Source organism: Paracoccus sp. KKT209 (assembly GCF_055635455.1).
The window spans coordinates 2,260,768-2,273,698 of record NZ_CM145758.1; the positions used below are offsets into that span (position 1 = coordinate 2,260,768).

Annotated in this window: 12 protein-coding genes; 7 read left to right on the plus strand and 5 right to left on the minus strand. The window is 61.8% G+C overall.

Annotated elements, in window-relative coordinates; translation table 11 throughout:
• The first annotated feature begins 276 nt into the window (after positions 1-276).
• On the plus strand, positions 277-1,329 hold the full coding sequence (locus ACZ2G3_RS11235; RefSeq protein ID WP_470396041.1) for a hypothetical protein: 1,053 nt from the start codon (positions 277-279) through the stop codon (positions 1,327-1,329).
• 156 nt (positions 1,330-1,485) lie between these two features.
• Here the strand turns inward: ACZ2G3_RS11235 and ACZ2G3_RS11240 are convergent, their stop codons facing one another.
• The 3 genes from ACZ2G3_RS11240 to ACZ2G3_RS11250 all read right to left on the minus strand — a co-directional run bounded on the left by ACZ2G3_RS11240 (position 1,486) and on the right by ACZ2G3_RS11250 (position 4,829).
• Complete coding sequence (locus ACZ2G3_RS11240; protein ID WP_470396043.1) at positions 1,486-2,445, minus strand: aldo/keto reductase; 960 nt, start codon at positions 2,443-2,445, stop codon at positions 1,486-1,488.
• Positions 2,446-2,680: 235 nt separating this feature from the next.
• On the minus strand, positions 2,681-3,880 hold the full coding sequence (locus tag ACZ2G3_RS11245) for a CaiB/BaiF CoA transferase family protein (protein ID WP_470396044.1): 1,200 nt from the start codon (positions 3,878-3,880) through the stop codon (positions 2,681-2,683).
• Positions 3,873-4,829, minus strand: a complete 957-nt coding sequence (locus tag ACZ2G3_RS11250; protein ID WP_470396046.1) for a hydroxymethylglutaryl-CoA lyase — start codon at positions 4,827-4,829, stop codon at positions 3,873-3,875. The genes ACZ2G3_RS11245 and ACZ2G3_RS11250 overlap by 8 nt, the downstream gene beginning before the upstream one ends.
• Before the next feature lie 15 nt (positions 4,830-4,844).
• Between ACZ2G3_RS11250 and ACZ2G3_RS11255 the strand changes: the two genes are divergently transcribed.
• The 4 genes from ACZ2G3_RS11255 to ACZ2G3_RS11270 are packed head-to-tail and all read left to right on the plus strand — an operon-like array spanning position 4,845 to position 8,520.
• Entirely contained in the window at positions 4,845-5,591 is a 747-nt protein-coding gene (locus ACZ2G3_RS11255; RefSeq protein WP_470396048.1) for a GntR family transcriptional regulator, read from the plus strand.
• A gap of 25 nt (positions 5,592-5,616) precedes the next feature.
• On the plus strand, positions 5,617-6,582 hold the full coding sequence (locus tag ACZ2G3_RS11260) for a Bug family tripartite tricarboxylate transporter substrate binding protein (RefSeq protein ID WP_470396050.1): 966 nt from the start codon (positions 5,617-5,619) through the stop codon (positions 6,580-6,582).
• Complete coding sequence (locus tag ACZ2G3_RS11265; protein WP_470396052.1) at positions 6,579-7,010, plus strand: tripartite tricarboxylate transporter TctB family protein; 432 nt, start codon at positions 6,579-6,581, stop codon at positions 7,008-7,010. The genes ACZ2G3_RS11260 and ACZ2G3_RS11265 overlap by 4 nt, the downstream gene beginning before the upstream one ends.
• Position 7,011: 1 nt before the next feature.
• Positions 7,012-8,520: a tripartite tricarboxylate transporter permease gene (locus ACZ2G3_RS11270; RefSeq protein ID WP_470396054.1), complete on the plus strand. Its 1,509-nt coding sequence runs from the start codon at positions 7,012-7,014 to the stop codon at positions 8,518-8,520.
• A 259-nt stretch (positions 8,521-8,779) separates the two neighbouring features.
• On the opposite strand, the gene ACZ2G3_RS11275 is transcribed toward ACZ2G3_RS11270, so the two are convergent.
• Both ACZ2G3_RS11275 and ACZ2G3_RS11280 read right to left on the minus strand, forming a co-directional pair.
• A complete protein-coding gene (locus ACZ2G3_RS11275) occupies positions 8,780-9,529 on the minus strand; it encodes an SDR family oxidoreductase (RefSeq protein WP_470396055.1) in 750 nt (249 codons plus the stop codon).
• A 56-nt stretch (positions 9,530-9,585) separates the two neighbouring features.
• On the minus strand, positions 9,586-10,392 hold the full coding sequence (locus ACZ2G3_RS11280; RefSeq protein ID WP_470396057.1) for a 2-keto-4-pentenoate hydratase: 807 nt from the start codon (positions 10,390-10,392) through the stop codon (positions 9,586-9,588).
• 361 nt (positions 10,393-10,753) lie between these two features.
• Here ACZ2G3_RS11280 and ACZ2G3_RS11285 point away from each other — a divergent pair, with 361 nt between their 5' ends.
• Complete coding sequence (locus ACZ2G3_RS11285) at positions 10,754-11,095, plus strand: hypothetical protein (protein ID WP_470396059.1); 342 nt, start codon at positions 10,754-10,756, stop codon at positions 11,093-11,095.
• Positions 11,096-11,881: 786 nt separating this feature from the next.
• Positions 11,882-12,802: an HNH endonuclease gene (locus tag ACZ2G3_RS11290; RefSeq protein WP_470396061.1), complete on the plus strand. Its 921-nt coding sequence runs from the start codon at positions 11,882-11,884 to the stop codon at positions 12,800-12,802.
• Positions 12,803-12,931 lie beyond the last annotated feature (129 nt).

Consider the following 12,931-nt stretch of genomic DNA (forward strand, 5'->3'; position numbering starts at 1 on the left):
AGGTTCGCACCCGCCATTCAACATTATGGGATGCTTTGCCCTGTATGAGGAAACGCGCTCAGTAGCTGCCAAGGGATCCGCAGGCGGACGTTTAGGTTTCGCAGATGGTCCGCAATCGGTGCCGCTCGCGTGGCACACCTGCGTTTGACATCACACCCGGGGACCGCTCGATGCCACGCCCGACGTCAGTTTCGCAACATCAGGCAGAGGCTTATTCCGTCATGGCGCTGGTCTGCGCTGGGCTGATCGGCAAGATATGCCGCAAGGAGGGCTTCCATGCAGTTCAAGCGCACCATCGGCATCGACTATTCCGGGGCGGAGACTGCCGACTCCAGTCTCAAGGGCCTGCGGGTGTACCAGACCGAAAACGGAGGCCCCGCAGTCGAGGTGGCTCCCCCACCGGGACCCAAGCGTTACTGGACCCGTCGCGCCCTGGCACGATGGCTGACGGAGCATCTCGCTGGAGCGGTCCCCACAATCGCCGGGATCGATCATGCCTTTTCCTTCCCTGAGGCTTATTTCGAACGCCACGCGCTGCCACGCATCTGGGATGCCTTCCTCGACGACTTTCAGGATCACTGGCCGACGGACGCGCCCAATCTTTATGTCGATTTCCTGCGCCACTTGCGGGACGCGCCCGCAGTTCATGCCGCCCGTCGAACGGGCGAGACACGTTGGCGTCGCCGGGCGGAGGAACTGGCTAAGGCAAAGTCGGTATTCCACTTCGACGTCACCGGCCAGGTTGCCAAGTCAACTCATGCCGGGGTGCCATTTCTGCGTCAGATCCGTCGCGAGCTGCCGAAGGTGCATATCTGGCCGTTCGACGGATGGACCATCCCGCCGGGAACCTCCGCCCTGGTCGAAGCTTATCCGCGCCTTTATAGCTCTGAATACCCGGCAGAAGACCGGACAGCTGATCAGCAGGACGCATTTGCCATTGCCTCCTGGCTCCGCAATGCGGATGCGGACGGACGACTGACAGAAGCCCTGGCCCCGATGCTGACCGATGCCAGTACCACCCTCGCCCGACATGAAGGCTGGATCCTGGGAGTGCTCTCGGACTCCACACTGGCGCAAAAGGGACAGAAAGCCGGTGCAGAGTCCCCTCAAGGCACCCGCTCCGCCAAGGGCACGACGATCCCCGGCTATCGCAATCCGAACGGTCAGGTGGTGATCGCCCCAACCGGCCGCGCAGGTACTGACCATAACCAGCAGGTCTACCACCTGTGCTGCGGCAGATGCGGCTTGAACTACGGAGCCAACGGCTCTGACATCCACGCACGGAAATGCCCTGCATGTGGCGGGGGCAGGCCCGGGCTCGTGATGTGAGTGAACGTCTCGCCTGCTCTTTCCGGACGCTTGATTCCGGCGTCTGCTGCAATGCCCCGTCACTTGAGGCACATGCAGCAAAAGCACTACCAAGCGTCGAGGTTGCCCTTGCTCATTGACGGCGAGGTAACGCTGTAAGCATGGCCGCCACAGTGTTCAGCAATAACGTTCCACGGAGGCCATCTGTTGATCGCCGTAACGGGCGCCATGGGCGAAACCCGCAGGAAGGATACAGGCGATCGCCGCAATGTCAGTGGGGTCGAGATCCGCAAGCTGCCAATCGCGGAGGTGATCCGCCGTCCGTGTGCCCGGGATAGGAATGATGTGATCCCCCTGCGCCAGGACCCATGCAAGGGCCGCACCCGGAACCGTCCAGCCGCGCTCGGCGCAGAGGTCGCGGAATGGCACAATGGCAGCGAGATTTGCGGAGAAGTTCGGCTCGATGAAACGCGGGTTGGTGTTACGGAAGTCGATGCCTGCGCGAAATTCTCGCTTTAAAGGCTCGCGCCCGAACATTCCCCGGCCTAGGGGAGAGAAGGCGACAAAGGCCACACCAAGCTCTCGGCAGGTCTGGATCAGGCCGAGCTGAGGCAGCCGCGTCCAGAGGGAAAACTCGTTCTGTACCGCAGTCACGGGATATTCGACATGGGCACGACGTAGTGTGGACGGCGCAACTTCGGACAGGCCATAGCCGCTAATCTTTCCCTCCTGCACCAGCTTTGCCATTGTTCCGGCTACATCCTCGATCGGGACGTCGGGCTGGCGACGGTGGATGTAGAAGAGATCCACGTGCTCGCGTTTCAGTCGACGGAGCGACTCTTCAATACATCGGCGGATGTAGGGTTCATCATTGCGCACCATCCGCGGCGGGCCGTTGATGATGCCGCACTTCGTGGCCAGGTGCACGTCTCGGTGCGCCCACTTGCCCATGATCTGTTCCGACACGCCCATTCCGTAGATGTCGGCTGTGTCGAAATGGCTGATACCGGCGTCTGCCGCCGCGTCGAGGCAGGCCAGCGACGTCGCTTCATCCGTAGCGCCGAACATTCCGCCAAAGCTCATCGCACCAAATCCAAGAGCGCCGACCTTGCGGCTGCCCAGCCGTCTCTGTTCCACTTGCGTCTCCTGTACCGCCGTGCGGCAGAGAAGCGCGACGCGCCCGGCCCGTCAAGCGAAAGGGCTCATGACGCTTCTTCATGAATTTAGTGTGAATGAGCCGAAGACCATGAAGAAGCTCGGTCGCTGGATGGCTTACAAGTGGTTGGAGGCTTGCTAGCTCCTCAAGCAACGGTAATTTTCCAGCTCGGCATCAGGGGCGAGAAGTTAGATACTGCCTGCGCAAGGCGCGGCTTCAGTCGCTAGCAACCTGTCGATGAAACAAGGCGGCGATGTCGTCCTCGGAGAGACCAATTTCAGTCAAAACCGTGCGCGTTCCGCCGCCAAGCCGCGGCACGGGACGGTGGACGCTGCATGGAGTGGCACCAAGCTTGATCGGAAAGCCTGGCACCTTGACGGTCGGGCCGTCCTGGAATGGCACGTCGAGCACCATTTGCTGAGCAGCCACCTGAGGATCATTGAAGACCTGATGCAAATCCTGAACCATGCCGCAGGGAACACCAGCTGCGTTCAGGATGGTCAGCCAGTGGTCCCGGCTCTGGCCGGCCATGCGAGCGTTGATCATCTCGCGCAGTTCTTCCCGTGCCGCCATACGCTTTGAATTGCTGTCATAACGCGGATCCGCCATGACCCAGCCAAGATCCAGCCGGTCGAGAAAGCGACGCAGGATCTGGTCATGCGAATTGGCCACCGCAATCTGACCGTCCGAGCAGGTGAACAGGCCATAGGGATAGACAAGAGGATGGTCGTTGCCTGTCCGCTCCGGAACCCGGTTCGTGGCAAAATATTCCGAGGACAAATAGGCGAGCAGACTGATCAGGCCATTCACCATAGCAACTTCGACAGTCTGCCCCTTGCCGGATTTTTCACGTCCCACCACGGCCGCGAGAATCCCGAGTGCTGCGTAGATGCCCGCGACCAGGTCGCTGACCGGCGCGGCAGCGCGCATCGGTGGGCCGTCCGGCTCACCGTTGACGCCCATGAAGCCGCTCATTGCCTGGGCAATAAAATCGAATGCTGGACGGTCTACATAGGGGCCTGTGCTGCCATAGCCGTTGACGCTGGCGACGATCAGGCGCGGATTTAGGCTGGTCAGGTCGGCCTCGCCCAACCCCATCTTGTCCAGCGTTCCGGGGCGGAAGTTCTCGACCAGGACATCGGCATCAGCCAACAGACGCCGCAGGACCTCCCTGCCTTCATCTGCGTAGAGATCAAGAACGAGCGAGCGCTTGTTGCGGTTGAAGCTGGCGAAATATCCGGAATGTCCTTTGGTCATCGTCCCCTGAGCGCGGACCGGATCACCCTTCGGCGGCTCGATCTTGATGACATCTGCGCCGAGATCGCCAAGGATCATGGTGCAGAAGGGTCCGGACAGCACCCGGGTGAGGTCAATGACGCGCAGCCCGTCCAGCGGCCCTTTTGCAGCTTCAGCCATTCGCGGTCCTCACGCTGTCCATAGAGGCGGTTTTCAGGCGCGGCCCGGCCTTCATCACCTGTCCTGGCAGTTCGCGGCCGACGATCCGTTCGGCCAGTTGCGCGGCCCAGATCAGCCGGTCCAGATTGGTCCCGGTCTCGACGCCGCTTTCCGTCAGCAGATAGGCCAGATCCTCAGTCGCCACGTTTCCCGTCGCCCGCGGGACGAAGGGGCAGCCGCCAAGGCCACCGATGCTGGATTCGTAATGGGTGATCCCCTGGCCGAGACCTGCATAAGCGCAGGCCAGCCCAACACCGCGCGTGTTGTGGAAATGCAGCGCCAAGGTGGTGCTGTCGCCCAGAACCGGCCTCAGGGCCTGCACGCGCTCGACCACCAGCGCGGGCGTCGCCATGCCGGTCGTATCGCCAAGGGTGATATGGTCAATCCCCAAGTCCACATAGGCGCGGGCCTGGTCCACTACCGCTCGGGCATCGACCTCTCCCTCAAACGGGCAGCCAAAGGCGGTCGCGATGGCACCTTGCAGACGCACGCCAGTACCTTCGGCAAGCCGCGCAATATCTGCGAATCCCATGAGTGAACCGGCGCGATTGCGGTTCACGTTCTTCAGGTTGTGGCTCTCCGATGCCGACGCGAAGAGCACCATTGCATCGACGCCAGCCTCGATCGCGGCTCCGGCGCCTCTCATGTTCGGCACCAGTGCGGTCAGATGCGCATCTTCGCGATCGCGAAAGGCAGCAAGAACCTCGACGGCATCGCGCAGTTGAGGGACGGCCTTCGGGGACACGAAGGAGGTGATCTCGAAACGGCGCAGGCCTGCGTCCAGAAGCGCCTGGATCAGGGCGATCTTCTCGGAGGTTGGAACGAAAGTCGGCTCGGACTGCAGTCCGTCTCGCGGCCCCACTTCGGTCAAGATGGCATGATCGGGAAATCCCGCAATCACTGCGTTCATCCTGTCGCTCCTTTTATGACAAACAGCTTCATTTCCGGATGCCAAGTTGGTATACCAATCATAACGGAGGCGTCAATGACGACACATGCAACGGGTCCGGAACAGCAGGCAGACAGGGATCTCCTGTCTAGGCTGCGTTTTTCCATCCTGTCGCTGGAGCTTGTCCCGGGTGAGCCGATCAGCGAACGCTCGCTTGAGGCGCAGTTCAAAACGTCGCGGACCCCGGTCAGGGAAGCGCTGTTTCATCTGATCCGCGACGGGCTGGTGATCCGCGAAGGGCGAAGCTATGCCGTGGCCCCCTTCGACATGGAGGAGATCGAGGAGGTCTTCGCCTTTCGCGACATTGTCGAACCGGCCGCGGTCAGGCTGGCGACGCGGTTGGCTACGACTGCCGAAACCGACGCGATCCGGCAGAGCATCATGTCGGGACACCGGGAGTTCACACCCGAGGGATGGCTGGCACTGGGCCTGGATTTTCACGTCCGCTGTGCCGCGTTGTCCCGCAACCGCTGCCTAGCCACAGCGATGCAGGACGTGACGATGAGGACGGTTCGAGCGCGCTGGCTGACCTTCGCCTCGGAAGAGGGCCGTGCCACCACTCATCGCGAACACAGCGAGATCCTGGACCTGATCTGCGCTCGTGACGGGGACGGCGCGGCGCGCGCGGTGCTTGCCCATTCGGCGGCGGTGCGCCAAGAAGTTCGTGAGGCTATCGAAGGCGCGCGGCGCTTCATGGGACGACGGGGGATCGTCGGGAGATAGAACGTCATTATTTTGGGAGGAACAGATGATCTGGAAATTGAATGGCCTGCGGGCCGCAGGTGTCGCCGTTGCTGTGTTGATAGGTGCGCCGGTATCGGCGGCGGAATGCATCGCGCCCGCCGACCCGGGGGGTGGATGGGACTTCACCTGTCGTGAGGTCGGCCGCCTGTTGGCCGAGCAGGGGCTAGTCGAGGGCAATGTCCAGGTGACGAACATGCCAGGCGGCGTGGGTGCCGTCGCCTATGCCAACGTTGCCGGCAAGCGCGCTGACGACGGGGACCTGGTGGTGGCAACCTCCACTGTGGGCGTCACGCAGATCGCGCAGGGGAAATATCCCGGCGGAACAGAACAGATGCGATGGGTGGGCATGCTGGGCGCCGATGTGGGCGTGATCGCCGTCGCCAAAGACAGCGACATCCAGACGCTGGACGATCTGATGGCGAAGCTGAAGGAAGACCCGACCTCGGTGGTCACTTCCGGCTCGTCCGGTGCGGGCGGTTGGGACCATATCCGGCTGCTACTGCTGGCCCAGGCCGCGGGCATCGACGCTATTGACCAGATCCGCTGGGTGCAGTTCGACGGCGGCAGCCCTGCTGTCACCCAGATGATGGGCGGACAGGTCGGCGTCGTCTCGACCGACCTAGGAGAGATCAGGGGCTTTGTCGAGTCCGGCGACATCCGAGTTTTGGCCGTCCTGGCGGACGAACCGGTGTCGGCTTTCCCCGACCTGCCAACGGCGAAATCGCAAGGCTATGACGTCACCGGCTATAACTGGCGCGGCTTCTACACCGGCGGCGAGGTCAGCGACGAAGACTATGCCGAATGGGTCGATAGGCTGAGGACGCTGTACGAATCCGACGCATGGCAGGAGACGGCGAAAGCCAGCGGGCTGGAACCGGTCTGGCGTGGCGGCGATGAGTTCACGTCCTACGTCACCGAGCAAGAGCAGCAGATGGCAGAGATCTCGCGCCAGATCGGGGTCATTCAGTGACTGATCGCTTAGCAGGCGTCTGCTTTTTCCTGTTGGCAGCTGGATATCTCTGGCTGTCAACCGGATATACGGCAGGCTTCGGCGACCCATTGGGACCGGCGATTTTCCCCCGCGTCATCGGCATTCCGGCAGTTCTTATCGGGCTGTCCCTGATGATCTGGCCGCGCCACAATGCGGATTGGGCAGCTAGGGACGGCCTGCTGAGGCAGGGCGCAGCGCTTGTCCTGCTGTTAGGCTATGCGCTGCTGCTAGAGCCTTTGGGTTTCGTGCCCTCGACTTTTGCCTCGGTTCTGGGGCTTGGGCTACTGATGGGCGCGCCGCCCATCAAAGGCTTCCTGACCGCCGGCATCGCCGCGCCTGGACTTTATCTGCTTTTCGACCGGTTGATGGGCCTGCCCCTGCCGGTGATCGGGACATGGTTTAGCTGACATGGACATACTCTCCTCGCTCTGGGCTGGATTTGCGGTCGCGGCCCTTCCGATCAACCTTGCCTTGATCGTCGCTGGCTGCTTCGCCGGCACGCTGATCGGTGCCTTGCCCGGCCTTGGCCCGGTCAATGGCGTAGCAATCTTGATCCCGCTGACTTTTGCCTTCGGTCTGAACGCCACATCTTCGATGATCCTGCTGTCAGCGGTTTATTACGGCTGCATGTATGGCGGCCGCATCTCTTCCATCCTGCTGAACATTCCCGGCGACGAGCCGGCCATCATGACCACGCTCGACGGCTACCCGATGGCCCGCAAGGGGCAGGCCGCAGATGCGCTGGCGATTTCAGGGATCGCGTCCTTCATCGGGGCGACCTTCGCCACCGTGGGCCTGACCCTCTTCGCGCCGCTTCTTGCCAAGGCCGCGATCTATTTCGGTCCGGCGGATTACTTCGCGCTTTACGTCATGGCATTCGCGACGATCGGCGGCATCTCCGGCACGGATCCGCGGAAGACCCTGCTGGCGGCGCTTCTGGGCCTAATGCTGGGCACTGTAGGTCTGGACCCCTCGACCGGCGTGGCGCGATACACCTTCGGCAGCTTCAACCTCTATGACGGCTTCGATCCGATCGTGGCGCTGGTCGGGCTGTTCGCCATCTCCGAGATCCTGTTCTTCCTGGAACAGAAGGCGCAGGATAGGAAGCTGATCCCGAAAGGCAGCGTGTTTCCCCGCCTGTCGCGGGTGAAAGAGGGTCTGGGCGCCTCGCTGCGCGGCTCGGTGATCGGTTTCATAGCCGGGATCCTGCCGGGGGCTGGCGCGTCCCTTGGGGCGGTCATGGCATACAGTTTTGAAAAGCGTCTGAGCAATGACAAGGGAACCTTCGGCACCGGCGATCCGCGCGGCGTTGCCGCTCCCGAGGCGGGCAACAATGCGGCCAGCGGCGGCGCACTGATCCCGATGCTGACCTTGGGGGTACCCGGATCGGGGACGACGGCGGTCATGCTGGCCATGCTGATCTCACTAAATATCCAGCCGGGACCGCTGCTGTTCGAGCGCAGCCCGGATCTGGTCTGGGGTTTGGTAGCTGCGCTTTATCTGGCGAACTTGGTCCTACTGATCCTGAACCTGCCGCTGATCGGCATCTTTACCCGCGTGCTGGGCCTGCCTGCATGGGGCCTGATGCCGCTCGTCGTCGCCATCAGTTATCTTGGGGTCTACGCCATCACCCACGCAGCCTTCGACCTGATGGTCATGGTGAGCTTCGGTGTTCTCGGCTTTGTTCTGCGCAAGCTCGACTTTTCGCTGGTGCCGGTGGTTCTGGGCCTGCTGCTGGGAATGGACATGGAGAACAACCTGCGCCGCGCCCTGTCCATCTCGGGCGGCGACTTTACCGTTTTGCTTCAAAGCCCGATCGCGTTGTTACTCTACGGCATCACAGCAGCCTTCCTTGCCCTGACCCTGTGGCTGTCGCGACGCGATAATCGAGCGCCTGCTGCAAAAGACGTGCTTTGAACGACGTTGGCGCCAAAGCGTCCGGCATGAAAGCTGGGCGCTTCTGGGTACAATACCAATGCAATGCGCCTATTCCATGAAAGCGGTTCCCACCACTTTGGGTCCTTCGGGCGCATCCTCCTATGCGGTGGGCTTAGTCGCGTGAGAACGTCAGTTGCGGGTCGAAAATCGGGGTGCGCACCCGAGTGCGCAGGTTCGCACCTGCCGGTGCACTCGATACCGTTTGCGGGCCAATCTCAAGTTGGACGCCGCTTGCCAATCAGTCGACGAGCCCGACACGCCGACGGATCGCCTCGTCCCTAAGCGACACTTCTGCTCCCAAGAATTCTCCCCCCTCCGGACCGCACAGCCACACAAGCGCCCGCGCTGGCCTTTCGGGCGGGATATGGACCGACCAGTCAAGCTGGCTGACAGGGTTGACCCCGCTCTTTCGGATGCTGTCCTGCATGTCCGTCGCCACTGTTCCGGGTGACAGGCTGATGGCGCGGATGCCGTCGCCGCGCGCCTCGTGATCCAAGGCGCGGGTCAGCATCCAGGCTCCCGCCTTGCTTGCGCAATACGCGCTCCAACCCTCCTGCGGGGCATGGGCGGCTCCCGATCCGACGGTGAGGATTGTTCCGCCGCCTTGGGCGCGCATCACGGGAAGAGCGGCGTGCATTCCGTGAAAGACCCCCTTCAGGTTGATATCGATAGCCTGTCCCCACTCATCAACATTTGCAGCCGCAAGGACGGCAATGGGTCCTATCACACCGGCATTGTTCACGAGGATGTCGAGCCGCCCGAAGCGGTCGCACATCTCGGCCACCGCACGCTTCATGTCGGCAGCCTGCGCGACATCGCCGGACAAAGCGAACCCGCCGATCTCAGCCGCAAGCGCATTTACCCCGTGCTCATCACGAGCCATCACCCCGACCATAGCGCCCGCTTCGGCAAAAGCACGCGCCGACGCGGCACCGATGCCGCGGCTCGCTCCGGTGACGAGAACCACCTTGCCCTCAAGCTTAACCATCCTATCCTCCTTGAGATGCACCTTGGAAACCGAAACCGACCTGCGATCCTTTGTGTCTACACCATCTCGACTTTGATCCTATCAAGGGGCAGTCCGTCAAAGATGGCCTGCCACGTCTCGCCTGGGTTCACAGGCAGCGCCTGTGTCAGGGTGCCGGTTGTGACGAGATCGCCCTCTTGCGGCGGCGCCGCATCGGGCATGCGTGAAAGCAGGTCTGCCAGATGACCCAGTGCCGCAAGAGGGCCGCCACCCAGCACATTGCGGGCCTGGCCCTTGTCAGCCACGCCATCATCCCGGAGAAGCGTCGTTTCAAAGCTTGAAAGTCCCACAACCCAGTCTCTTCGATCCGCGGGTGACAGCTCCAGCATCGGTCCGTGCAGGAAGGCGCTATGCAAGCCAAAGGCCGCAACGGTATCCGCTGCCTCGAACTTCCAATCCGCGAAGATCGATTGCACCATCTCGAGCCCTGCGCAATCACCGGATATGCAGGTGATCAGGTCTTCAAGCGCCATTCCCGGCACGGGCGGGGTGGACAGGCGGAATGCGATCTCGGGCTCGATACGCGGTTCCACGAGCATGGCTGTCCTGAACGGCGCCCCGAGCGGATGCACGGTGCTGTCATACATGGGTCCGAAAATCGGGTCGGAGACATTGAACCGGTCCCACATCATCATGTTCGTGAAGCCGATCTTTCGCCCGACAGGACGCTCGCCGCGTTGCGCGCGGGCAGTTTCGATCAAATCACTCAGGCGATAGGCTTGGGGCAGGGAGGCACCGCCTGGCCGCGATGTCAAGAGAGGGATCTGACGGCGCTGCGACAAAGCGTCAAGGATCTCCTCGGCAAGATCGGCATCATCTGGCATGGTGTTGGTCCTGTTTGGTCATCCGCCAGTCTGGATCACAGGCGCGCATGTTGTGCAAGTTGGGCGACCGGGGCTAGCCCGCAGGTCTCGAATGCCGTGCCAGGAAAACTCAATTGCGCACCCCCGCTGTTTGCCGAGCGGCTGGCGTCATAGCTACTGAGGAAGGTCGCGCCATCCGCACCAGTCACATAGAATACTAAGCTTTGGAAACCGGCTCTACGCGTCTGGGAGATACCGATCTTATGATCCTTTCCGTTGATCAACAACTCGCTTGCGCTGCGGGCCAATGAGCTGTGATCCTTAACGTCCGCTCTGGATGGCGCTGGGCGGATCGGCGAGACATGTGGTGAAGGAGAACGCCATGCAGTTCCAGCGCACCATCGGAATCGACTACTCGGGAGCGGAGACGGCAGACTCCAGTCTCAAAGGCCTCCGCCTCTATGTAACCGAAAACGGCAGTCCTGCGGTAGAGATCGGACCACCCCCAGGACCAAAGCGTTATTGGACGCGCCGGGGCCTTTCCGGGTGGCTGGTCGAGCGTCTCGCGGAACCGGTTCCCACCATCGTGGGCATCGATCACGCCTTCTCCTTTCCCGAGGCCTACTTTGAAGAACACGCTCTGCCCCGCGACTGGGATGTCTTCCTCGACGACTTCCATCATCATTGGCGTACGGATGCACCGAGCCTTTACGTCGACTCCTGAGGTACGGGGGAGACGCGGACGCGGCGCTGGCGGCTCGTCGCACCAGTCATCTGCGCTGGCGCCGCAAGGTGGAGGAACTGGCTCGGGCGAAGTCGGTCTTCCATTTTGACGTCACGGGTCAGGTCGCCAAGTCGACCCATGCGGGCCTGCCCTTCCTGCGTCACCTCCGCCGTGCCCTGCCAAAGCTGCACGTCTGGCCCTTTGAGGGATGGGAGATACCTGAAAACACTTCGGCGCTGGTGGAGGCCTATCCCCGCCTCTACGGCACCGCGTATGCTACAGAGGATCGGTCAGCTGACCAACATGATGCGTTTGCGACCGCATCCTGGCTGCGCGATGCAGATGCAGACGGGCGCTTGACGGAGGGTTTGGCCCCTAGGCTGAGTGAGGCCACCGCCTGCCTTGCGCGGCACGAAGGCTGGATTGTTGGGGTGGTGTCCGACCAACCGACTGCCTCGAAATCAGCGGCGGGCAAAGTGGCAGGACCTCCATACTCTCGCTCAGTCAAGGGAACCACGACACCAGGCTATTGCAATCCAAATGGCCAGGTGGTGATTGGCCCGACGGGACGCGCTGGGACGGATCACAACCAGCAGGTTTATCAGCTCTGCTGCGGGCAATGCGGTTTGAACTACGGAGCGAATGGTTCGGACATCCACGCGCGCAGATGTCCGGCTTGCGGCGGCGGCAGGCCTGGGCTGGTGATATAAGGGCAATGCCTGTTCCTGCGAAAATTGAAGCAGCCCAGCCTTGCAGGGCGCGAGTTTCCATCGAAGGCTAAGGGCCATGACAAAGATATTCGTGGGCATCACGCACAAACCATGGTTCGACTTTCTTGCCGGACTTGCGCCGGATGAAGTGAACTTCTGGCAGCCTTCTGGAACCGGGCAGTTCCGGGCGCTGGATCCAGGAGACCTCTTCCTCTTCAAGCTCAAAGCTCCTTGGAACGTCATAGCCGGAGGGGGCGTGTTTGCGCATGCGAGCTTGGCGCCACTGTCCTTGGCATGGGAGGCGTTCGGCCAGACGAACGGCAATTCGAGCCTGGCCGACATGTGCCGCACGATCGCGCAACTTCGACGGGCCGAGACGTTGGATCGCCGCGATGATCCCCTAATTGGCTGTCGCATCCTGACCACCCCATTCTTTTGGCCGGAAGAGATGTGGCTGCCTGCGCCCGCGAACTTTTCAGCCAACACCGTCGTGGGCCGCGGCTACTCCACAGAGGAGCATGACGGCCTCGCCTTGTGGAACGCGGTCCAAGGCCGCCTTAACGCTTTGCCCCAACCCCCACAGCCGGTTTCCGGCAGCCGCTACGGACCTCCCACGCTAATGCAACGGCGTCTGGGTCAGGGTGCCTTCCGGCTGGCAGTGACGGACGGCTACGATCGACGTTGTGCCGTCTCGGGAGAGAAGACGCTGCCCATCCTCGATGCAGCCCACATCCGATCCTACAGCGATGGTGGCGCCCATGAGGTTTCCAATGGGCTCTTGTTGCGGACTGACATCCACCGCCTTTTCGACTTGGGCTATGTGACCGTGACCGAGCGGGGGCGATTTGCTGTAAGCGAGCGGCTCAAGCGCGACTTTGACAACGGCGTCCACTACTACGCCATGCAGGGCCAAGAGATTTCGCCGCCAAAAGTTGGCTATGCCCGCCCTTCCCCCGATGCGTTGCGCTGGCACCGCGAGAACAGATACCTCGGGTAGCAAGACACGGGTCATCCTTCTGGGCTCACTTCAGTCTATCAGATTTCAGGACAAATAAATCTTTGTGCACATGACGGGTGTGCGTAGGTATTCAGTGCAAGAGTCGACACTCCTTTGAATCTACATCAA

Coding starts and splice junctions, on each gene's coding strand:
- ACZ2G3_RS11245 (WP_470396044.1), bottom strand. CDS start 3,880: ATGGCTGAAGCTGCAAAAGGGCCGCTGGACGGGCTGCGCGTCATTGAC.
- ACZ2G3_RS11250 (WP_470396046.1), bottom strand. CDS start 4,829: ATGAACGCAGTGATTGCGGGATTTCCCGATCATGCCATCTTGACCGAA.
- ACZ2G3_RS11270 (WP_470396054.1), top strand. CDS start 7,012: ATGGACATACTCTCCTCGCTCTGGGCTGGATTTGCGGTCGCGGCCCTT.
- ACZ2G3_RS11285 (WP_470396059.1), top strand. CDS start 10,754: ATGCAGTTCCAGCGCACCATCGGAATCGACTACTCGGGAGCGGAGACG.
- ACZ2G3_RS11260 (WP_470396050.1), top strand. CDS start 5,617: ATGATCTGGAAATTGAATGGCCTGCGGGCCGCAGGTGTCGCCGTTGCT.
- ACZ2G3_RS11290 (WP_470396061.1), top strand. CDS start 11,882: ATGACAAAGATATTCGTGGGCATCACGCACAAACCATGGTTCGACTTT.
- ACZ2G3_RS11235 (WP_470396041.1), top strand. CDS start 277: ATGCAGTTCAAGCGCACCATCGGCATCGACTATTCCGGGGCGGAGACT.
- ACZ2G3_RS11280 (WP_470396057.1), bottom strand. CDS start 10,392: ATGCCAGATGATGCCGATCTTGCCGAGGAGATCCTTGACGCTTTGTCG.
- ACZ2G3_RS11275 (WP_470396055.1), bottom strand. CDS start 9,529: ATGGTTAAGCTTGAGGGCAAGGTGGTTCTCGTCACCGGAGCGAGCCGC.
- ACZ2G3_RS11255 (WP_470396048.1), top strand. CDS start 4,845: ATGACAAACAGCTTCATTTCCGGATGCCAAGTTGGTATACCAATCATA.